This is a genomic window from Chryseobacterium sp. Marseille-Q3244 (assembly GCF_940807095.1).
Taxonomy (GTDB): Bacteria; Bacteroidota; Bacteroidia; order Flavobacteriales; family Weeksellaceae; genus Chryseobacterium.
Window position 1 is genome coordinate 1 of record NZ_CALNWX010000012.1, and the last position, 24,384, is coordinate 24,384.

12 protein-coding genes and 1 pseudogene are annotated in these 24,384 nt (G+C 38.1%); all 13 read right to left on the reverse strand.

Features of this window, described 5'->3' with window-relative positions; genetic code table 11:
• A pseudogene (locus NBX25_RS18280) lies at positions 1–547 on the reverse strand (hypothetical protein); the annotation flags it as partial.
• Positions 548–560: 13 nt separating this feature from the next.
• On the reverse strand, positions 561–1,202 hold the full coding sequence (locus NBX25_RS18285; RefSeq protein WP_250254781.1) for a hypothetical protein: 642 nt from the start codon (positions 1,200–1,202) through the stop codon (positions 561–563).
• Between the two features lie 616 nt (positions 1,203–1,818).
• Positions 1,819–3,993, reverse strand: coding sequence for a DUF2075 domain-containing protein (locus NBX25_RS18290; RefSeq protein WP_250254783.1), 2,175 nt, complete (start codon positions 3,991–3,993; stop codon positions 1,819–1,821).
• A gap of 6 nt (positions 3,994–3,999) precedes the next feature.
• Complete coding sequence (locus NBX25_RS18295) at positions 4,000–4,326, reverse strand: nucleotide pyrophosphohydrolase (RefSeq protein ID WP_123856911.1); 327 nt, start codon at positions 4,324–4,326, stop codon at positions 4,000–4,002.
• A gap of 178 nt (positions 4,327–4,504) precedes the next feature.
• Positions 4,505–5,038: a hypothetical protein gene (locus tag NBX25_RS18300; protein WP_250254785.1), complete on the reverse strand. Its 534-nt coding sequence runs from the start codon at positions 5,036–5,038 to the stop codon at positions 4,505–4,507.
• Positions 5,035–6,285, reverse strand: coding sequence for a condensation domain-containing protein (locus tag NBX25_RS18305; RefSeq protein WP_250254787.1), 1,251 nt, complete (start codon positions 6,283–6,285; stop codon positions 5,035–5,037). The genes NBX25_RS18300 and NBX25_RS18305 overlap by 4 nt, the downstream gene beginning before the upstream one ends.
• Positions 6,282–7,553, reverse strand: coding sequence for a condensation domain-containing protein (locus NBX25_RS18310; RefSeq protein ID WP_250254789.1), 1,272 nt, complete (start codon positions 7,551–7,553; stop codon positions 6,282–6,284). The genes NBX25_RS18305 and NBX25_RS18310 overlap by 4 nt, the downstream gene beginning before the upstream one ends.
• Before the next feature lie 18 nt (positions 7,554–7,571).
• The gene (locus tag NBX25_RS18315; RefSeq protein ID WP_250254790.1) at positions 7,572–9,974 is read right to left on the reverse strand and encodes a glycosyltransferase; all 2,403 of its coding nucleotides are present in this window, start codon (positions 9,972–9,974) and stop codon (positions 7,572–7,574) included.
• Entirely contained in the window at positions 9,967–10,749 is a 783-nt protein-coding gene (locus NBX25_RS18320) for an alpha/beta fold hydrolase (protein WP_250254792.1), read from the reverse strand. Before NBX25_RS18320 ends, NBX25_RS18315 begins: the two co-directional genes overlap by 8 nt.
• Positions 10,740–11,039, reverse strand: a complete 300-nt coding sequence (locus NBX25_RS18325) for an acyl carrier protein (protein WP_002977699.1) — start codon at positions 11,037–11,039, stop codon at positions 10,740–10,742. The genes NBX25_RS18320 and NBX25_RS18325 overlap by 10 nt, the downstream gene beginning before the upstream one ends.
• A complete protein-coding gene (locus tag NBX25_RS18330) occupies positions 11,027–15,283 on the reverse strand; it encodes a type I polyketide synthase (RefSeq protein ID WP_250254794.1) in 4,257 nt (1,418 codons plus the stop codon). Before NBX25_RS18330 ends, NBX25_RS18325 begins: the two co-directional genes overlap by 13 nt.
• A gap of 19 nt (positions 15,284–15,302) precedes the next feature.
• Positions 15,303–22,346 (reverse strand): type I polyketide synthase, encoded by a 7,044-nt coding sequence (locus NBX25_RS18335; RefSeq protein ID WP_250254796.1) that lies wholly within the window; start codon positions 22,344–22,346, stop codon positions 15,303–15,305.
• A gap of 907 nt (positions 22,347–23,253) precedes the next feature.
• Complete coding sequence (glsA, locus tag NBX25_RS18340; protein ID WP_123910812.1) at positions 23,254–24,267, reverse strand: glutaminase A; 1,014 nt, start codon at positions 24,265–24,267, stop codon at positions 23,254–23,256.
• Between the last annotated feature and the right edge of the window lie 117 nt (positions 24,268–24,384).

Genomic DNA, 24,384 nt, shown 5'->3' on the forward strand with positions numbered 1-24,384 from the left:
CCCGGCGGATATAATCCCTGTCGAAAAGCGTTTCAATAACCGAAGCACGGGTAGCTGGTGTACCTATTCCAATGGTTTTAAGTGCCTTTCTCTCCTCAATATCCGCAATGGTATTACCGGCATTTTCAAAAAATTCAAATAATTCTGGATCAGTTAAGTCAGTTATTTTTCTGTGTCTTTTTGAAATTATAGAATTCTCCTCAACAGGCGTTAAATTTCTTTCTTTTCTAATAAATGAATCTTTATCAACATTTTCAAAACTGTCAAATACAAAACGTAGTTCGTATTCGAGAGCTTCTCGTTTTGAAATGTCACATATAAAAATTGGCATTTCTTTAAAACGACCAATTACCTCTTCAAATATTGACTGTGCTTTGCTATATTCAGTCATTGCAGAAATATCGATTATTTCTGTTTGTGTATCTATTTCATCTATTAAAGAAAAATTATGTAAAAATTTTGTAATGCTAATTATTGTAAAGCCTTCTACTTCCTTTGATTCTTTAAAATCATAATAGTCATCTTTTTCGTAAAATAATAAAGTCATTGTTAATATATTATTATTTAATATTTACATTTTGAATAATTGCCAATAAATCAATATAATAATATTCTTTCCCATCTCCTGAACTTGTAAAACTGAAAGATTGATTTTCCTCATTCGTTGTATAATGACTTTCTTCAATCTCAGAATCATCAGTATTAGCAGCCGTCACTGTTGTTTGAAAAGTATTTTGAAGTTGTCCTAGTTCTTGAAAATATTGGAAAGAATTTTTTAAATCATCAATTTTTATTTTTCCCTTATATAATCCAATTATAGAAACTTTTCCTACAAATAGATCATCAACACTGTAAGAACTTTCAAATTCACTCTCAAATGTTAATGGAATTTTTATTAATATGTTTTCATCGTTTTTTATTGCACCTTTAATTTTATATGCATAGTCCTTAAACATGGAATTAAAAAGATTATTCATGTCCAATCCATTTGCACCTGGAACGACTAAATCTTTCATAGCTCCACTATTCATAAATTTTACTATCCTTAGTTCAGCTTCATTTTCCAAAGTTAGTTTTACATCATCAATTTTTATTAATTGTCCTTCAGAAACATTGTCAAAACCATTAAATTTGTTACAGTTTTTAACAACTTCATCTAGAATTACAGATTTTGTTGTTTTTATTTCGAAAGTTTCTAACACTTTTTTAGAACCTGAACCTTTTATATTTCCACCTACTTCAGCTTCACCAAGTTTAAAAATATCAAGAATATTAAACCTAATTTTGTTTTTAGATAAGCCTCTCCTTCAATACTTTTATCTTTTTCAACTGTCTGTCCAGCAAGAAGTATATTATTAAGCATCATTTTTATTTCATAAACTTTAGGAAAGTTTATATAGTAGATATTAAAAATCATTTTGTATATATTATATAATAATTTATTAAAGTGTTAATAGCACGTTTTAATTTGTAATTTATGAACAATGTTTAAATTAGGAAACTTATATTTTTAATTATTAGTGAACCACATTAACTAATGCATGCAGTCAAAAACGTTTGTATATACAAAGTTTATTAAATTCAATTGTGTTTTCTCAATTCCACCTGAAATACATCTAAAATTATTTACTCTAAAAAGAAATTATTTTCATAATATTATTTTGTTTCAAATATATCTCAGGCTATTTACTATGCCTTACGGGGTTCCATAATTACAGTGTCTAATTATGAATTAGTAAATTATAAGAGTGGTGTATAATCTTTTTCAAAAATAAAAACCTTTTAAATAAAGGTTTTATAAATTATTAAAAATAAGTACTATTTTAACACTCTCACAAAAATCCCCAAGACATTAAAATCAACCGTTTCCTCGTCCCTGAGAATAATAGATTCAAACCTAGAATCATTTGATCTGGGTAACAGGATTATTTCTTCATGATGCCAACCTTCTTCATCTGTTACTTTTTTGCTTGAGTATTCTTTAATAGTATAATTACTTCCAAATTCTATATCAGTAATATTTCTGCCTTCAACCAAAGTAATCAGACCATTACGTGAACCTCCACTATACTTTTTAAAGATACAAATACTGCCATTAGGTATAATTTTATTCATCGATTCACCTACTATAGTACAAGCAAAATAATCATTGTTATTATCTATTCCATCCACTTCAATGAAGTTTACGTTTTCTAATTCCTGCAATTCAGAAAAAGATCCTGCTGCAATATTGAGATCATAAAAAGGGATAGTAGTTTCAGTTGGATGATCTAGAAACTTTATTGAATTTTTATTAGATATAGTATTAAAAGACTGTATAAATTGTTTTAGAAACGTTCTTAGATTATCATTACAAACATAAATATAAGTTCCTTCTATGCCCCTCAATAATATTGTTTTGTAGATATTGATAATAAAGTCCAATAACTCAGCATCATCTTTAATGGAGTTTTTCCCATTTTTATCTTTATATTTTTGCTTGTCTATAGTTAGTTTTCCGAGTTCAAAATCATAATCCAATTCCGGCCCTATAATAATTCCAGTATAGTTTAGATCATACCCTTGAGTAGTGTGAATGCACCCAACTTCATTGATAGAGTTTGAAGAATTGACCCAATCTACAGAAACACTGTTCCATTTTAATTTGTTGTCTCCAATAATAATATCATAGGAGTCAGGATTTTTATTAGAAACCCACTCCCAAGCATATCCTGCAACTATTCTTGACAAACGGTGAATTTCATTTTTCTTTTTTATGCGGTCAACCATGTCTCCCAAATCATCAAAAAGATAAAATTCATAATCATCAGTCTTATATTTTCCCACAGGAAGCTTTGACGGTTCATCAAAGAGTTTATGAATCAGTTTTATATAATTGTTCCCACCACGAACACGAAGTTGGGTCTTTAATTTTTCAACCCGAGTATAAGATTCTAACTCTAGCTTTTTAAAATTTTCTTTAAGAGTGTCTGAAGGTTTTATAGATTGATATTCATCATAAAAGATGATAGATTTTTTACTTTGCATGAGAACCCAATCTAACTCTGAGGAAGCGAATTTATCCAAGCCTAACTTTTCACAATTAACATCAAATGTGCCATAATAAGACCCTAAATTTACTCTCCTTCTTAAGCGGTGTCCTTCATCAACAATGATAAGATCATATTTATTTTTAGCTAATTCTGATGGTCCAATGACCATTTTAGTCGACAAACCATTCACGTTTTTAAATACATTAGAAATTGTTTTTCTAAATGAAGCCATTGGAATGACCAATGCCATATTTAAATCAGAAAATTTGTCTTTAACCTTTTCTAATAAATAAAAAAGTTCTTTATCTTCCTCATCAAAATCTGCATAATTAAAGTCCTCTAAATCTGTTTTCAGTAATTTGAATAAAAAAATAGCTAAAATAGATTTTCCCGTTCCAGCCCCTCCGTGAATGAGACTTACTTTAGCTCCTTCATCCAACAAACAGCTTAAAATCATTTTTAAGCCTTTAATTTGCTCTTTTGAAAGCGATTTATAAGGAGAGTATTTGAAAAGATCAGAATTATTAATATGATTTAATGAGTGTCGCGCAATACCTAACTGTATAAGTTCATCCCAAATATCTTTGAATAGTTCCCAGTATATTTTCTTTTCGTGATATTGATGATTGGAAATACCAAGGTTACCATTTTGTAAATTGTATTGTCCATCAGCTGAAATGTATTTTATAAGATTGGATTCCAAATCTAACGTAGCAGATTTATGGAATAAATCACTTAAAATGAAATTTACTGATGAAAGTTGTTTCTTTTCTTCAGATTTTAAATGTGTATTAATTCGAGTTACTACATCTGTAGTTTCTCCTACATAGGCAGATTTAGTCTTTTTATTTTTCAAAAAATAAACTATCGGCCAAGAGAGATAGTCTTTGTGATTGTTAATTATTTTAGTTTCTATGAGGTTGTTAAAGCTATACTCCTCTGTAATTATAAAATTCTTCATTTAGTACTACAATTCATCATACTTATTTGATTTTCCTTTTGCCTTTTCTACAGGATATTTTTCATTATTTCTCTGTAGTTTTTTTAAAATAATAGCATTAATGTCTATATTATTTTTGTGGGCAAGAAGTAAACCATACATGAATACATCAGCTAATTCTTCTTCTAATTTATCCTTATTAAAATCTTCGTTTTTTTTCCATAAAAATACTTCCAAAAGCTCGGATGCTTCAATAGATAAAGCTAATGCCAAATCTTTTGAATTATGAAACTGTTCCCAATCTCGTTCATCGCGAAATTTTATAAGTTTTTCTATTGTACTTTTGTCTATCATAGTACGATTTAATAAAGTTGAAATTTAATTCAACCTTAAAAATAGTAAAATTTTAGTATAATAATCTTGAAAATGTAGCTTTTATTCAGTAATTTTTTACATATAGATATTCGTCCCAGACTTTAAATACAAAAGAAGTTTAACAAATAATATATTGAGAAATCTTAATGCTTTTTACCTATACTACTGTTACTATTCTACACATCCACCTCCTCAACCTCCAAACCGGCAAATACACAAACACCACGGACAGCACTCCTGCCAATATCCCCACAACAACAGCCATCGCCGTAGCATCCAGCCTATAATCCTTAGAAAAATTATACTGCCCTAGAAAAAGCATTGCTAATACTAAAGAACAAGTAATCACTCCATGCAGAATACTCAGCTTGGTCATCAATTTTTTAATATTTAATGCTTCATCTACGGTAAACTCAATGGCGCCTTGTCCGGCGGCATCGGTGACTCTTTTGATGATGTCTATGGTGAGGACAACGGGGAGAAATAGGGCCATAGGAAGAGTAAGGCGGGCCAGATTCTGTTCGCCGGAGAAAAAATGAGTGTAGCCTAATTCTTTGAAGCTGGCATAGGCAATGATGAAATTGAAAAATACATTCGGAAGGACATAATAGATCGTCCGCTTGATGAGAAAGCGTTTAAGGGTAGTTTTTTTGAGCTTTTTAGGCGGCTTCGGCTTAAATTTCAATTTCATGAGGTGGTCATTAGCGCTATAGCTTTCTCTTTTATTTGGGCAGCTTCCGCTTTGGGCAGGAAGTCTTCGTTGGACAAAAATATAAAATCCATCTGACGATTGTAAGTACTTGTTGTCAAAGTATTTGAGTTCAGCCATGGGAAGGCTACCGTAGGACTGAAGATGGTATCTACTTTGAAGTTTTTATACTCACTTGGGATGTTGATTCTTCCCATATTGGATAAAGTCACATCATGACCGCCATTGCTGGTTTTAAGCATGGAGATCATACGGTCTACAATCGGGTGCATCTGTTCACCCATCCATAGCAGTTCGCGGGCTTCCATTTTACCAATCTTTTGGACAAGGTCTTCTTTGATGTGTCGGGCATTATTCAACAGATCAGAACTTCCTTTTTTTAGAGCAAGATCAACTGTTGGAGCAAAGGCAAATAAATGATCTTCTTTGATCTCCGGAATAAAATGACGCACATCTACGGGACTGATCACCTTACCTTTGGCTTCTTTCCCTTTTACTTCCTGAAAGGCCTGCATAAACGCAGCACACAATAAAGCATGGACGGAAACGCCATTGGCTTTACATCGCTCAGTAATTTGAGAAGTGGTTTCCGCATCCAGCTTTTGGTGAAGAACATAATTGTTTCCCAGGTTTTTCTTTTTACTTTTTGGTTGTAAAAGGAAGAAGAATTTAGCAAACATCAGATAAAGATTTGCCTTAAATTTCTTAGTTTTTACATTAAAGTTGGAAGGTAAAAATTCATCTACGGAGGTGAATGCTTCATAAGGTTCTAACTCCAGATCTGGATTATCCAACAGCTGAAGAAGTTCCTGCATTAAGGTAACGCCGGTAGTTCCGTCTGAAATACAATGCGGGATCGCCCAAAAGACTTCAGAAAAATCCTGTCCTCTTACCCATACTACACGGGCTAGTGGTGTTTTTTCTTCCTCAAATAAGATTTTCCATTCTTTTTGAGACTCTGTGAGCCAATCCTGGTCTGTTGTTCTTTCTACGATGCGGAGTGGGATAGGAGCGATCTCCTTTTCTTCTATAAAAAAGGGATATTTCTCACTTTTGGAGTCGATAACCACTCTTAGCAACGCATGTTTTTGCTGGATTTTTTCCAGAGCAGTTTTAAAATTCTGCTCCGGAAGTTCTCCTTTTATTTTGGCTGCAAATATACAGTTTACGGGGGTTTCCGGATCTACATACATGATCCTTTCCACCATCATTAGTTTTCTTTTGATCATGATATAGGGATGTATTCCAGTTGTAATTTAATAATCTGCATAAACTCATCACGGATGGCGATGGCATCAATATAAGGTAAATAGCCTTCGCTTCCCACAAAGGAAAAATCCATTTTCCCGCAGTAGGTAGACACTACCAATGTCGTTGTATTTCCCAATGGGCCAATCACAGACGGACTGAAAATAGTATCTACTGAAAATTCTTTATACTCATGCGGAATCTGAATGCGTCCCAGATTGGAAAACATACAGTCATTAGATGATTTTCCGTTCTTTAAAAGCTTGGTGAAATTATTCAACGCGTCATGACCGGATTCCATCACCATCATGGTAATATAAGGATTGAGTTTAGACGTTTTACGTTCCACAGAAGTCTGCATCGAACGTACATTTTCTAAGAAACTCAGTTTTTCATTCGCTGAAACCACAATCATCAGCCCGAAAGCGAAAATATGGTCATTTTTGATCTGTGAAGCAAAACGTCTGATGTCTACCGGACAGGAAACTTTATTAAAAGCGCCCTCTTTTTTTACTTCTTTAAAAGCCTGCAATAAAGCAGCGCTTAAGAACGTATTCACCGTTACGCCATTGGATTTACAATAAGAAACCAGTTGCTGGCATACCGTTTCATCCACTTTCCAATGAAGCAGATAGTCGTCCTTGCGATCAATGGATTTTTTACCGGTAGGTATAATCTTAATGGCTGTAGCAGCCAGCCTTCCAATAAATTTTGCTTTAAGCTTTTGCTTACGGTTGTTTAAAATATTCGCCGGAACTACATCCTCAATACCTAAAATAGGGTTTTCTATTCCAATATCTGCATTGGGATTATCCAGTACTTTTAAAAATTCGTTGAGAAAAGCCATTGCAGAACCACCATCGCATAAACAATGGTGGAATGCAAAAAGCATGTCAGAAACGTTTTCCCCCTTAAGCCAGACAAATCGGATCAGGGGTAATTTTTTAGGGTCAAATAAGGTATTCCATTCTCTTCTGGATTCTTCCTGCCAGTGATCGTCGCTTTTTCGGGCAACGATACGTACCGGAATGGAAATTGGGTTTTCAGGAACATCAAACCAGGGAATATTTTTCTCATCGTGAGCGATCAGCGCTTTTAACCACGGATGCTTTTTCTGGATTTGAGCCAAAGCCTGCTGGATATCCTTTAATGCAAAGGTACCTCTGAGTCTGAAAGGGATCACCGCATTGAACGGTTCTGTTCCGTCTCCCAGTAACATTCGTTCGCCAAATAACAATCTTCTTTTCATATGTAGATGTATGGCTTATTATACTGAAGCTAATGTGGAATGTTCCTGTACAAAGTTTTCCAGCAATTCTACCGCTTTATCATTACCTCCGGCAAGGTTGAAGGTATTCTGAACCTCTTGGGCTGCAGCTCTGTATTTAGGGTTTTCCAATAATTCAAAAACAGTTTCACGAAGGGCATCTACGCGAAGTCTTTTGTATCGGATACTGATTCCGCAACCTGCCTGCTCAATTAATTTCGCAATATGGAAATGATCGTAAGCGATAGGCGTGATTAACATTGGTAATCCGTTACGGAAAGTATCATTTACAGTATTAAAACCACCGTGGCAAATTACCATATCCATTCTTTGCATTACCGCAGATTGGGGCACGAAGCTGTTCACGATAAAGTTTTCCGGCCATTCTTCAAAAATTTCCGGTGGAGTAGCGGCAATCACAGTAACCGGTTGGTCTTTGAATGCAGCGATGATCTTTTCAAAGAATGCTTTTCTGATGTCTACCAATAAAGTTCCCAGGGATACAAAGATCTTTGGAGTAGTAGAAGCATTTAATTTATCCCAGTCAAATGGAGCATCATTCGGACGGCCTTTTACCGGGCCTACAAATTTCATATGCGATGGTACGGTATCAAAACCGGCAAAGGCTTGCGACGTAAATACCATATTCAGTTTATGGGAATGAATGTAAATTCCTTCCTCGTGAATGCCTACTTCTTTTTGTAGATCTTTGATCAGGTTTTGTTGCCATTCCCAGATTTTTGGGGCACTTTTTTCGGTGTCTCCCATCACATCCGGTGGTACTGGTGTTGTTGTTACGCAAGGAATATTATGTTTATGAGCGAAAAGCGCACCTCCGAATGTGATACAATCGTTCACAATTACATCAGGCATCCAGCTTTCTGTTAATCGGGTTAATCCAGGCATCATCATTTTAGCAAAAGGAACATACGTTTCTTCCAATGCCAATTTCATCACTTCAGGGCCTGAACAAGCCGGGCCATCATCCTGTCTTTTTAAAATACGGGCGATTTCTTCCTGATAGGGAATAAGATCTTCTTCTGGATAGTAGTAAGAACCTCCTTCCGGAATATGTTTATTGTCTAATGGGGTAATTCCAAACCATTTTACTTCGTGACCACGCGCAATAAGACTAGCACCTACACTTAATGTCGGGCTTACATGTCCGAAAAATGGCGGAACAACGAATAAAAATTTAGATGGTTTTTCGTGTTTTGAGGCTTTAGTAATCGCCGTTTCCAATAAATTAGCTGCTGTAGCTGCTCCTCCTGCTTCCATAAAAGATTGTCCTACTTTTTGAGCGGCCTCACGGTAGCTCGGGTTGTTTAAAATTTGTTGTACTGCTTCTCTCAGATGATTGGCTTTGAATCGGTTGAAATTAAGTCTTTCACCTGCCTCTGTACGCACCACACGTCCTGCCACATGCGACTGGTCATACGCAATCGGAATGACTACCAAAGGAATTCCGTTGGATAAGGTTTCGGAAACGGTATTGTGACCGCCATGGCAAACGACGCCATCAAGATGAGGTAACAGATCCAATTGCGGAACCTGCTGATACACCATAAAGTTGTCCGGCCACTGCTCGAAAAGCTGCGGATCAGAAACCACGACAACCGTTAAGTCTTCGTCTTTGAAAGCGTCTACTACCTTTTGGAAAAATGCCTTTTTATGATCGTGATCGAAAGTAGTTCCGATGCTTACTAAAATCTTTTTATTAGTAGCACTTTTTAATCTATCCCAATCGAATTCACAGGAAACGCGACGCTCTGTAAGAACTGGTCCCGTGAATTGATATTGAGGAGCCAGATCTTCCATATCCCCAAAGAAATAGGTTGAAGTTAAAACAAGCGTCAACAAATCTGAAGTGGCCAGAGAACGCTCTTCATTAAAGCCCAGTTCTTTTTGCAGATCAATGACCTGATTGACTTCCCATTCGTGAATTTTAGGCAGTTCATTCATGATTTTAATGGCAGCCGGAGCGGTAACGGAAGTTGCACAAGGAATTCCTAATGTTTTTGCCGCTACCGGAGCCGCAAATAACTGATGGTCACCGATGATTAAATCAGGTTGGTATGTTTTTAATAAAGCAACAATTCCATTATAGCAGTGTCTGTTTAGTGGAATAAGCACTTCTTCGTAAAGGAACTTCACGCTGTCTATTCCGTAGACTACTTTTTTGGAAATAATATCGAGATACTGTTCGCTTTCTTTCTTTTCTGCGTCGGTCTGATCGTATTGGATCAGTAATAATTTTCCGCCCTCCGGAAGTTTCGCCTCTAAAGTCGGGTCAAGGCTGATCCAGGCTACTTCGTGCCCTCTTTCCAACAGCGTAGCACCGATGCTTAGGGTAGGGTTGACATGTCCTGTCAAGGGTGGAACTATAAATGCAAATTTAGCCATGGTTCTTCGTTAAAATATTAGATAAAAACTGAGCGATCGTCTCTGCGATGAGCTGAGGTTCCTGAATGGGAATATTGTGATCGCCGGAGATTAATTCAAGTTCGGATTCACTGATTTGAGACTGCAGCCATTCTCCTGTAGGTCTGCAGTTGGAATCCGCACCGTAAAGCAATAACGTAGAAGCTTTCAGTTGACTGAAATCAGCTTCACCAAGGAAATGTTTTTCCCTGATCATATCTGCTTTGATGCTGGTTTGATTAAACAAAAACTCATACATGCGATGGTTCTTTTCCATTTGTCTTTTGCCCATCTGGACTTTGGTAGTATCTGTAAAATTGGCTACATAATGCTCAAGGAATTCCTTGCTGTATTCATCAATAATGTTACGGGCTTTTTCGTCTTGTGGATCAGGGGCTTCCATCACCACGAGTTGATTGACACGGTCAGGATATATTAATGCTGTTTTCAAAGCAATAAGACCGCCGAAGCTATAGCCTACAAGATGTACTTTTTCCAGTTGAAGGTGATCTATTAAACCCATCAGATCGGATGACATGTTTTCAAGGTCGTACCCATCCAAAAAGCGTTCACTCATCCCGTGACTTTTCAGATCGTACATCACCACATGGAAATGTTTTGCCAAAATTGGGGCAATATTAAAATAATAAATGGACAGGTTACTGAACATACCGTGGATCAGTACCACGGTTTGTTCGGCTCCTTTGTTGAGTTCCTGTATATGAACTTGTTTATTATTGACAGTGATTATTGGCATTCGTAGATATAATTGATGATCATACTAAGGTCAAGATTAATAAGCTGGTCAAGATCCATAGAAGATAACCAACCTGTAAAGTCGATCTGATCGCCAAAATGCGCCTTGATCTTTTCAGAGAAAGAGACAATCTCGATGCTGTCCATTTCAAGATCTTTGGTGAATGAACTTTCCGGAGTAATGTCCATCTCCTCTACAAATTCAGCACCTATCACTTCAGTAATAAAACCTTTTAATAAAGTAAAAAGTTCCTCGTGGTTCATTTTTAATGTTGCGTTTACAGTGTCCATCCGATAATATAATTTTTATGTTTAATAGTTTTGATTTCAGTATTGTTGATCCACAAGTGATCGTCTTTTATAAGTTCGACTTCGAAGGCTTTTGGATTTCCTTTCAATCCGGTTCCTAAGAATTTTCCGTAGGCTTCTTTGGCTACCCAGAAACGAGTGGTCCATTCTGCCTGGTCTTTTCCTTTTAATAAGGCTAATTCATGGTCTGTAAATACCAGATCATAGAATCCTTCACTGCGTTCTTCCATGAGTTCCATATCGATTCCTACAGATTTGCCATATCTCGCAATCCCCACAGCTTCTTTTCCTTTGTGAGCCAATGAAATATGAATGTTTTCTGTGAAATCACTGATGAGGTAAGGTTTCCCCACTTCATCGGAACGTATTTCAAAGGTGATTGGGAAGCACGCATGATTTTTTTCCTGACGAAGAAGGTTTCTAACGGCATCTTTTACGGCAACACGGCTTACCATCCAGTTTTTCTTTTTGTTTGGTAATAATTGCAGATGATGCTGTTTTTCCGTCTGGTTGAAATATCTTTTCAGGATAAAATCCCATGAAGCTACTCTGGTATACGCCTGATGGAAGAAAAATACTTCCGGAGCAATTTCTTCAGAAAGGCGGTTATGCAATGGCGACATGGAAACATTCCATAAAGCGGCATCAATTTCCAGTCTTCTGTTCTGCCATCCGGTGATCGCGCACCATACTTTTCCGTCTCTTTTCAGGATAATATCTGCAATGGCAAATTCATCGTTAAGCTCAGTCAGCATACAGGTGCATTCAAAAATACCTTCCTGATCGTGCATATCGCCAAAGAATTCAATATCTCTGATCTTCACAGGGAATGCAATACGGTCTTTCACCAGTGTAAGCTGTAACCAAAGCCCGAATAACTGTCCGGCATTGTCTAGCAGAGATCCTTTTCCGCCATTTCCTTTAATTTTTCCTACAATTCCTTTGTTTCCAACCGCTGAAACTTCCGTAATTCCCTGGTATTTATCGCCATGGAACATGTGGGCATCATAGATTTCTTCAGGGGTTCTTTCAATTGGTAAAAGGTCACCGACAGAAAGGTTGAATGTTGGAGTAGGGACAGGTGAAGATTTTAAGATCACTTCAGCATTGGCAAAGTTTTCAATATCCAGATACGCATGGTTTTCGCCACGCCATTGTCCTTTTACGGTTTTCTCAAAAGGTTGTGCTACATTCATCCACTGGAATACACTTACGTTCATGATTTTATGAACCTGTGTTCCCGGAATTTCCGCTTCTGCAATTTCTGCAAGCTGCTCAAAGATCATGGTCATCGGGATTACCGGTTCCATATCTGCTACATGAGCCCATCCTTTGGGCTGTCTCAATAAGCTGTGGTCGATCAGATAAGGATGACTTTCAAGCGTCACATACAGATCTTTTGAGAAAGTTGTGCTTCTTGGAGCTTTGGGAGCTGCTTGTTGTACTACAGGAGCCGGACGTGGAATGGTGATTTCCGGACGGTTCTGGAATAAAGTCAAGACTTCTTCCTGCATACGGATCATATCCGTAACATTGTCCTGAAATGCTTGTACCAGCGGGTGACCACTTTTGGCAGTCATGGCTGAAGCGGAAGCAGTATATTGTTTTGGGGCTTCAAAGGCTTGAGCTAATGCTTTTACTTCTTTAAAATTTCGGATAATAGGTGAGCCTAATTCCAGTTTAATGCCTTTTCCTGATGATTTTTTGGATTCATGGTGAAGTTCTAAAAAGTCAAGCGCAACGGTTTTACCTTCTACAAATAGGGATGCAACCACACGCTGTAACTGCGCTAATGCAGAACGGGCAGGAACACTGGATGCAATCGTGCTGAATGCTTTTCCTTTCAAAGTATCATCAATAAATCCAATCAGTCCACCGGTACCCACCTGAATGAATACTCTTACGCCTTCTTCGTATAATTTATCCGTCAGTTCACGGAAGCGAACAGGTTCTACCAAATGCTCGGCACTCAGTTTTCTGATGGCTGCCTGATCTGCAGGATAAGGTTCTAAAGTAGTGGCTGACCATAACGGGATCTTCGTTTTCTGGAACTGTGCTTTTTCCATTCCGGCAAGAATCACATCCAGTTTATCAGCGATAAAAGGAGAGTGGAATCCGGATTGGAACGGCAGTACCTGATGGAAGATCTGTTTTGCTTTTAACAAAGGAACCAATTCGTTCAATGCAGCATTACTACCGCAAAGAATAACCTGATTAGGGCAATTGTCATTAGAAATATATAAATCTGAAATTTCAGTAATAAAAGGCTGTACGACATCAATTCCTGCTCCGATGGCAATGAACTTGGAATCTTTTAATTCAAAAGTTTCAGGATTCAATACATCAATTAAAGCTTTTACAGAATTGGCTTCTGCCAGTTCTGATGAATATCCTGCCAGCCATTCTCCTAAACTGTGTCCTGCATTCATATCCGGGATAATTCCCAGTTTTTTCAATGAATTATCAAGGATGCTGCAATTGTTGAAGATATTTAAAGCATCGGTTAAAAGACCTTCACCTTCAGTTTCTATAGGCGCTGTTAATCCGAAATAACGGCTTACACTTTCCACCTCACCTTTTGCCAGACCATCCAATCCAGGGAATACAAAGGCTACTTTGCCACCATCTTTTAATAATGGGGTAGAAGTGTACCAGATGTCCTGTTTGTTTTTCCAGATCAGGTTTTTAGAAACAATTTTAAGGGCTTTTTCTACTCTTGCAGGCGTAGGATCGAATATCGCTACTCTGAAATCTCCTTCACCTGTTGTTGTTTCATTATTTTTTAATGCAGCAACGAGTTCTGCGTGAGTAGGTCTTGCCAATAGCAATACGGTGTCTTTTTTCGGCATATCATAGCCTTCAAGAACAACGTGAGCATTGATTCCTCCAAATCCGAAAGCGTTGACTGCCGCTACTTTTGGCAATCCGGTTTTTGACCAGTTTTTAGCTTCCTGTACCGGTTCGAATCTTGTATTCTGCATTTCAGCCGTTGGATTCTCACAGTACAATGTTGGTGGTAATGTATCGTGGTGTAAAGCAAGACAGGTTTTAATCAGTCCTGCGATTCCTGCAGCCGGCATAGCATGCCCGATATTGGATTTTACGGATCCGATTCCTGCCACCTGAGCAGCTTCTTCTTTCCCAAAGAACTGTGCTAAGGTCTGAAGTTCTGTTTTATCTCCAAGCGGAGTTCCGGTACCATGAGCTTCAAGGTAACCTACTTTATTTTTATCCAGATCAGCATTGATCCAGGCTTGTTCTAACGCTTTCAGCTGACCTTTTACGGATGGGCTCATCACGCTGGTTCCATTACCATCACTGCTGACACCCACACCTTTGATCACTGCATAGATTTTATCCTGATCGCGAATGGCATCTTCCAATCGTTTTAGCACGACGAAACCACAACCTTCTCCAATCAGTAATCCATCAGCATCCATACTGAAGGGCTTGATCTGCTGTTGACGGGACATCGCTCCCAATTGAGCAAAAATACTCCAGAATGCAGCATTTTGTCCGGTATGAACTCCGCCGGCGATCATCATATCAGAACGGCCTCTCTGAAGTTCCTGTACAGCGTGATCTACAGCGATTAAAGCACTGGCACAAGCAGCATCTACAGTAAAAGCAACGCCTCCAAGGTCAAAACGGTTGGCTACTAATGAAGCTACCAGATTGGGAATCAATCCCATGGCGGTATCGGCAGCAAAACGTCCTTTTCTTTCCTGGAAAGCATGTTTTACTTTTTCAATATCAGCGGAAGATACCTGAGGTAAGAGTTCCTGCAATAATGAGGAAATCTGTTCTCCGGTTCTTACAATTTCAATGGCACGGGTAGCTCCCGGCCCGGTATAATTTCCTTTCCCGATGACAATTCCTGTCTTTTCAAGGGAAGTATTCTTTTGAAATACTCCGGCATCTTCCAAAGCTTTTTGAACTAAATCTAAGGTCAGTAAATGATCGGGTTCAGTTCCTTCCACAGCAAGAGGTAAAATTCCAAAGCTGGTAGGATTAAATTCATAATCAGGAATAAACCCGCCTCGTTGGCAATAGAAACGATCGACAGGGTTCGTGGCATCACTAAAGTGTACCGGATCTATCCGATCAGCCGGAGCCGATTGGGTAGAGTCTACTTTATTGACAATATTCTGCCAAAAAGTATGGGCATCCTGCGCCCCGGGAAAGACGCAGGATAGTCCAACTACAGCAACATCTATTTTTTTCATGGTTAGTGTATACAGAGGATTACCAATTATTTCCTGACATGATAAGCACTTGGCTTTCAGTTCCGTATTTTATTTCATTAAGGAAGATTTCCTTTCCTTCATCCAATGGGATCATAGAAATACCTCTACGTTCGTATTCAGATTCAAGGGTAGAAGAAACCATTCCGGCTCCTTTCCAAGGTCCCCAGTTGATGGAAATTACTTTTCCTTTTAATCTTTTATTCAGAGCGTTAGCGTAATCATCCAGTACACTGTTGGCAGCAGCATAATCTGTCTGGCCTTTGTTACCATATACTGATGCGATACTTGAGAATAATACCACAAACTGACAGTCTGTACGAAGTTGTTCAGCCAATACACGAAGTGGTTTTACTTTGGTATCAAATACGCGCCCAAAAGATGAAGTGGTTTTTTGTTTGAATAATTTATCTTCTAAAAGACCTGCTCCATGAATTACACCATCTAAACGGTTGTATTTTTCATAAATACCGCTGATCAGATTGCTTAATCCTTCTTCGTCACAAAGGTCTAATGATTGATAAATAATCGTGTTTCCAAGCGCTTCCATATCACGGATGGTGCGTAGGATCTGATTATTTTTGAAAACTTTTGTGGTTTCTTTTTCGATCTCAGCAGGTGAAGTGAATTTTCCGGATTTGATCAGGAATGCTCTGATTTCCTCTTTCGTCTTCATTCCTTCGAATTCTTTAGCAGAAACTTCATTTCTTGGATCTGCTGATCTTCCTACTAAAATATAAGTACATGGGTAAGCCTGAGACATGTGTTTCACTAATTCTGCAGTGATTCCCTGTGCTCCGCCTAATACCAATACTACAGATTTCTGATCTAGCTGAATGTGTGCTTCATTTAAACTTGTCGACAAGGGGGAAGGGATGATATCTACCTTATGTCTTGTTTCGTTTTTATAAATCACTTCAGCAGGTTTGTCGTTTGTAAGAATCTCCTTTAAAGTGATTTCAGCGATCTGATCTACTTCCTGAGGAGTGCTCAAGCTTATTAATCTGCAAGTTGTATGATCGAATTCTCTCGCTAAACTTTTGAATAGTCCAGGATAACCCTGGTGATGACGCAATACACTTACATTATTGATTTCCTGAATATGAGCAGGAATATCAGAAATAAGATATACCCATTTTGCTTTATCAAAATCAAGTTTTTTAATTAAATCAACGTGATCGATGATGCTTGGTTTATCTGTAGCTGAGAATAGGTCTAACATGATTAATCCATCAACATTAGAAAGATCTTTATCTGCCTCTACCAATTCCACGATAGCTCCGTGTTTTTCCAATTCAGCTTTAATTGCTGAGGTTTGTTGGCTGTCATTCTGAGTGATGGCGAAACGTTTTCCTTGAAGAATATCAGTATTTTGTACTGCTGAAGCATCTGTAGGAGTAATGTCAAAACGAAGACGTGATAGTACGTTATTTGTCGGTTCAGAAATTGTTTTTTCCTTTACTTCGTTTTTTACTTCACTGGTGTCACCGCTCATTTCACTGATCCAGCTTGCCAATCCACGAAGGGTTTTAATAGCCGCTAGTTTTTCCATTACATCATCAGCCTGTTCAAGGTTTTCACCGAAACCGATTTTGTTTTTAAGATCAGCAATGATTTCCATACGCTTGATAGAATCGATACTAAGATCTGCTTCCAAATCTAAGTCTAGACCTAGCATTTCTTTTGGATATCCTGTTTTTTCACTTACGATATTCAGGATTGCATTTTGAAGGTCTTCTAATGATAAAGTCGCTTTTGCTTGTGGCGTTGAAGTTGCTTCAGCTGAAGTTCCGTTTTTTTCAGGAGTTGCCGGTGTTGCATCTGCTCCTGAGAATTCAGTAAGCCATGAAACTAATCCGCTCAGGGTTTTGATTCCTGCCAATTGTTCCATCACCATATCTTCATTGGTGTTGCCTTTTGCTAAAGTTCCCAATTCGTTACGAAGTGTTCCGATGATTTCCACTCTTTTGATAGAGTCGATACTTAAGTCTGCTTCAAGGTCCATTTCCATACCCAGCATTTCCTGAGGATATCCTGTTTTATCACTTACAACCTGTAGTAATAAAGCTTTGATATCTCTTGTTGGAGCGGCTTTTACTGCAACGGCAGCAGCTGTAACGGCAACTGTTGTTGCTTGTTGAACCTGCTGTACAGGGATTGTACGTTCCGGAGAAGGAGCCGGCATTGGAGTATTGTAAACAGGCATTGGATTCACCTGAGGATTCTGTCCCATAAAGGAAAGCATCACATCACGTTGTGCCTGTATCATTAATTTCATGCTGTTTAAATATTCCTGCAGCATACGTTCTGCCGTAGATAGGCTTTCCGGTGCAGGAGCTTGCGTATTATGAGTCGTAAAATTGTTCATAGGAATAGGATTTATGATAGGGAGTGCACCATTAGCAGGTAATGAGCCTGTTGTCGGATGTGCAGCTTGTCCGTTAACACGCCAGATGGCAGGGCTTTTTTTGTACGATTCAGGCTGGTTGATATCAACGAGCTGAACGAAGCGGCCATCGAAAAGTTTTTCAATATTGAAGTTGCGCCCTGTTCCTAAATACTGAGCTAACATACACAGTAAATGAGTAAACTTGTTACGGCTGCTGTCTTCAACATATAAAGTCAACTGATCTTTTTCAATACATGATTTTGCCAATCCTGTAAGGACTTTTCCAGGTCCTACCTCGATGAAGATTCTTGCTCCATCGTTATACATCGCTTGCATCTGCTCCACGAATCTTACTGGCTGTACCAGGTGGTCAGTTAATCTTTCTTTGATATCTGAAGGATTCGATGGATATACTTCAGCTGTTGTATTAGACCATACAGGGATCTGCATTTCCTCAAAAGGAACATCTTTTAATACATCAGCGTATAAACCTTTTGATTTTGCCAATAACGGACTATGGAATGCACATGCCACTTCTAATTTTTTAGCAGAAATCCCTTCCTGTTTAAGGACATCCAATAATGTATTGATGGCTGGTGTGCTTCCTGCAATGACGCATTGATTAGGAGCGTTGAAGTTAACCGGATAGCATCCTTCCACTTTAGCAATGATAGGCTGTAAACGTTCGTGAGTAGCACTTGCCGCTAACATTGAGCCTGGATCTCCGCCTTCTACTGAATTTAAAATAGATTGAGCTCTCTGGATACTTAAATCAACCAATTTATCTTCACCAAATACTCCTGAGAAACATAGAGCAGGTATTTCACCATAGCTATGTCCAGCCAGCATATCAGGAATGATTCCTAATGATTCTAAGAATTTAGCCAATGCAAGATCAACGATTCCTAGAAGCGGTTGTGCTAAACGGGTGTCTTTAATAGTTTCTTTCTGTTGTTTTAAATCCGCTTCATTGAATGTTGTTGAAGGGAATACTACTTTTTCAAGCTCAGGATAGTTATCAATAACCTTACGCATTGCCGGGAAAACTACGAACAGATCACGAGCCATATTGATTCTCTGACTTCCTTGTCCAGGGAATGTGAACGCTACTTTACCTTCTTTTTTATTAACAGTGAAGGTATCTTTGGTTTCAATCCCTAGCAATACCAGTTCAAGCTTCATCATCAGGTCTACAGCGTTATCCGCTACGACACTGAATTGAATTGGCTTCTCTGAAGAAATGCTTAAACTGTAAGCAATATCTTTTAATGGAATCTCATCATTGATTTCCAATAACGTTTTGATCTGGCTTGATTGCCCTTTTGCTTCTTCATACGTATCCCCACGGAATACAAATAATTCTGAAGGCCATGACTGCATCGCAATAGAGTCATCCTGTTTCGGATGGTTAGCAATTACGGTGTGGAAGTTAGTACCTCCAAATCCAAAAGCACTGATTCCTGCATAACGGTTTTTCTCTGTCCATAATCCCGTTTCCGCATGGAAAGAGAACGGGCTGGTTTCTGCGTTATAATAAGCATTCGGCTGCTTAAGGTGAAGGGTAGGAGGTTTTACTCCATGATAAACGGCCAAAGAAGCTTTGATTAAACCTGCTAAACCTGCAGCACACTTAGTATGTCCGATCTGTGTTTTTACAGAACCTAAATGCGTCTGTCCCGGTAATGCTCCCGAACGACTGAATAGGTTTGTTAAAGCACTTAATTCTGTTTTATCTCCTACAACGGTTCCTGTACCGTGAGCTTCTACCAATCCTACAGAGGCGGCACTGATTCCGGCTTGAGTATAAGCACGTTCTAAGGCTCTTACCTGACCGATTTTTCTTGGTGCAGTAAGACCTAGCGCTTTGCCATCACTGGATCCACCCACTCCTTTGATGACAGAGTAGATGCGGTCGCCATCGTTGATAGCATCTTCATATCTTTTTAATACAAGGATTGCAATTCCTTCTCCAAGAGCGATTCCGTCTGCGTCGCTATCGAAGGTCGCACATCTTCCTTTTCTGGAAAGAGCGTGAGTACTGGAGAACATGAGGTAATCGTTGATTCCGTTGTGTAAATCTGCACCTCCGGCAAGAACCATATCAGATTTACCTAACACAAGCTCCTGACATGCTAGGTCAATAGCTGCTAAAGATGAAGCACACGCTGCATCTACCGTGAAGTTTCTACCACCAAGATCCAGACGATTGGTAATCCTACCTGCGATCACATTGGCCAGAATACCAGGGAAAGAATCCTCTGTAGTATGAGGGAAAGCCTCTTTTACTTCTTCGTGAAGCTCTCCGAATACTTGTTTATAATATCCTCTGAAACTATAGCTGTTGGCAAGGTCATTACCTCCCTCAGCTCCAATAATTACAGAAATGTTTTCTCTATTAGTATGTTTTTCACCATATCCTGCATCTTCCATCGCACGTTTTGCTACCAATAAAGTCAGTAATTGTGTAGGTTCAATAGCAGCTAGAGATTGTGGCGGAATTCCGAATGCAAGTGGATCAAAATCAATTTTCGGAATGAAACCACCCCATTTTGAATGGGATACATCTGCTTCATCTGAATCCGGCTTGTAATAAAGATCTTTATTCCATCTTTCGTCCGGAACTTCGGTAACGCTGTCTTTTCCTAAGATGATGTTTCTCCAGAATTCATCCAGGTTTTTAGCACCCGGAAAAATACATTCCATTCCGACAATGGCAATGTCTAAAGGTTTTTCGCTGGATGTTGGTTGTTCTGCCAACTCAGCATTCTGAATGTATTCGTAATTGCCAATACTTACATTTTGATGAAGTTCCTCAAGAGTAAGCACTTTGTTTTGCATCGTTGCAATCTGGCCGATCATGTACATTCCAAGATCTAATTGATTATCTTTAGGAATATTTACTAGCTGATCTCCCTGACGTTCAATTCCTTTAGCAGCAATTCTTAAGCGGCCTACGTTTAATTTTTCCAGTTTTTCCCATACTTCTTTTTTATCTGTTCCGGCAGCTAAAAGTTTAGCTTTTTCAGTATTGAAGTGGTTGGCAAATGCAGTATTTAAACAACGGGTTTCATGTCCCGGAGCTGTTTCTAATAAGACGGTATCTTTAGCCTGCATTGCCTGTAACTGGAATTCTTCTTGAATAGCTCCTGTTTGTACAGCTTCCTGAGTGTACAGATAAGCAGTACCCATCAATACACCCACTTTCACTCCTCTGGCAGCTAATGGAGCAGCCATAATAGAAACGAATGCTGTTGAGAAATCATCATGGATTCCACCGGCAAAAAATACACTGATATTTTCCGGATGGTCTTCTTTTAATATCCGTTCAATTTGCTTTTCCCAAAGAACTGTACTGGATAATGGACCCACATGTCCACCACATTCACGGCCTTCGAAAATGAAATTTTTTGCACCTTCTTTAAGGAAAATATCCAACAGGGCAGGAGATGGAACATGAAGGAATGTCTTTATGCCTGCTTTTTCAAATACTTTAGCCTGTGCCGGTCTTCCTCCGGCGATCAACACTACAGGAGGTTGTGCTTCAAGGATATAAGAAGTTTGTTCGTCTCTTAATTCCTGAGGCGCAAATCCTAAAATACCTATACCCCAGGTTTTATTACCAGCCAATTCTTTTGTTTCCATCACCAAAGATTTGGCAGAGTTTCCTTTCAATAATGATAGGGCAATAAATGGTAAAGCACCTGCTTCGGCCACGGCATTGGCAAATCCTGCTACATCACTTACACGGGTCATTGGCCCCTGTGCAATGGGATAGGTAAGACCAAGCTCCTGAGCTAATGGATTATTTTGGTCAATAACCTGAAGTGCTTTTGCCTGCTTCAGATGACCATACATGGCTTCTTTGAATCCAAAAGCCATTTTTTTCAATGTTCTGAACTCTTCATAAAGGTCTGTAGCCAGCGAAATGTCTTGTCCCATTGGGATATAGCTTTTGCTGATATCGAGATCAGTAAAATATTGTTTAAGATCTTCAGCATTGATATCATCCGGTAGTGAAGGCGAATTAGGCCTTACCAATACGCGGTGATTAGCAATGATTTTGGTTTCGGTTCCGTTCAGTTTTGAGGATAAATCCTTAATGTCTTTTGGAACTGAACTTTCAGGGAATAAAGCAAGCTGACTGTCCAGTACAATACCTGCTGCCCCCAACGCTTTCACAGCTGCAGCGGTATGGAGTCCTATTCCTCCTTGTACCCAAACTGGAATGCTTGTGATTTCCTTGATAATGCGCTGGAATAATACAAATGTAGATTCGTAGCCGATTTGACCTCCTGCTTCATTTCCTTTGATGATAATTCCTTTAACTCCTGATTGTTCAGCCTGTCTTGCTTCTTCTAAACTGGTTACCTGATAGATAATATCCAGTTCTGGGTTTTGAGGAACTTTCATTCCGAATGGTAAGATCGCAAATCTTACACTTTCAGGAAGTTGAAGCGCTGATAGTTTTTCATTAGAAACATAAATACCATAAGAGGGTAGGTCTGTTTCTTCCAGTTGGCTAAGTGCTGCCTGGGCATTCGTTAACTCTTGGCCTAAGCTGAGGACAGGAAATATACCCGCCTGATGCAATTTAGGCATAAGGTTGACATCCGGCTTTTCAAATGGCGTTAGTCCAATGATGGTTAAGTTTTTCATGGCGTGATATGTTAGTAAAGATTTTGCAAAAAACACATAAGTCTTTGAGACAAAGAAGAATGTCTTATTACAAAACCATAAAATTGGTTTTTATTATATTTTCACTGGTAAAGCTTATTTGTTGAAGATTTTTCAACAACACGTGATGGGTCCTAAAGTGATTAGGATTGTGATTTGTGTCCGGCTTTTCAAAAGGCATTAGCCTAATAATGGTCAAGTTTTTCATTGCATTTAGTATTAAAATAATAATATGCGATTTTGCATTAAAACATCAATCTAATGGTAATAAAGACTGATTGTTTGTGATGCATGAATAAAAATAATAAATTTATGATATTTTGTTAATCATAAATGAAATTCGATAATAATTTTTTTAACAAACAAATGTTAATTGTTCAAATGTTATAAAAGTATACGGTTTATTTTCTTATTCGTTATAAACAAGCCGGCACAATCTGCGTAACCATAAAAATAAATAATTATAGTTAAAGAAATGTTAAGCAAATATAGAAATAAAAAATAAAATATTTCAAAAAGAAGAGATTTGTTTTTTTGTATATTACAAAAAGATAACATAAATGATTACCGCATAAAATCAGCAAAACCGGATGTTTGAAAAGCATGAAATTTTGAGTTGATTTTGTATGAAATTGATTTATATCATATTATTGACGTATTGGAGAATTGCTTTTTGTGAGTTATTTTATCCAGATTGGGATTTTGAAAAGAAGGATAATTTTATGTTATAGAGTAAACATATTACGGAAATATGAAATATAAATGAAAAAAAGCAGCGAAATGCTGCTTTAGTTTTTATAAAAAGGTCAAAAAGTAGAAATTTAATTGAATTTTATAAGGATTTATTCACGCTTAAAATGCTTTCCGCTTTTTCTATAATCAGTAAGTTTTAAAATATACTCAGGTTGTACTGTTTTGCCAGATCTAGAATAATATGGTATCCAGCCAATGAATTTCCATGTTGATCCAATGCAGGGCTGAATACACCGATACCCATTTTTCCGGGAACGCTTACGGTAATTCCGCCTCCTACGCCGGATTTGCTTGGTAATCCTACCATGCGGGAATATTCCCCACTGAATTCGTACATCCCGGCAGTTAGCATTTGGGATTCAATAAGTTTAGCAAGGTCAGCGTTTTTATATTGGGAATCTCCATCAAAACGTACACACTGATTGGCGAAGAAATAGCCGATCTTCGCCAGATCTTCAGCCGTAAGTTCAATAGAACATTGTTTGAAATAGTTGTCTAACTGGTCTTCATTTCCTGAAATCAATCCGCTATTTTTCATGATATAGAACATTCCACGGTTACGGTGCCCGGTAGATTTTTCGGATTCATAAACAGATTTGCTGTAATCAATAGTAGTGTTTTTGGTGATGTATCGAACCATATCCAATACTTTAAGGAATGGTTTTTCGCCTTCACCGGGAATTAAAGAAGTAGTAAGGATGGCTCCTGCATTCATCATTGGATTGAGTGGCTTTCCTGTTGTTTCTAGATTGGCAAAATGGTTAAAAGGTCTGTCTGATCCGAAATATCCCATTTTGTCAAAAACATGGGCTTCTCCTCTTTCATTGACGGCAACCATTAAAGCAATGATCTTGGAAATGCTCTGCATAGTGAATTTTTTGCTAACGTCACCCGTATTCAATATTTTACCGTTCTTATCTACTACTGAAAAAGCAATTGCTTTAGCGTCCATTTTACCCAATTCAGGAATATAATCTGCTACTTTACCCTGTGTGTAATAATTTCTGTTCTTTTCCAGGATGCTGCTTAAGGTTTTTTCTGAAATGGTAGAAAGGTCTGCCGTTTTCTGAGCGTACATCACTGTATTTAAGGACAAAAATCCTGCAATAAGAATTCCTTTGGCGGAAAATAAAAAGCTATTTTTTTTCATGTAAATATTTTCGAATAAAAGTTTATAATAAGCCTCGAAAAAACAAAGATAAGGTATTTCATTTTTTGTGCAAGATTGGTTGTAGGTATACTGGGAAGATGGAGAGGAGATGGCATG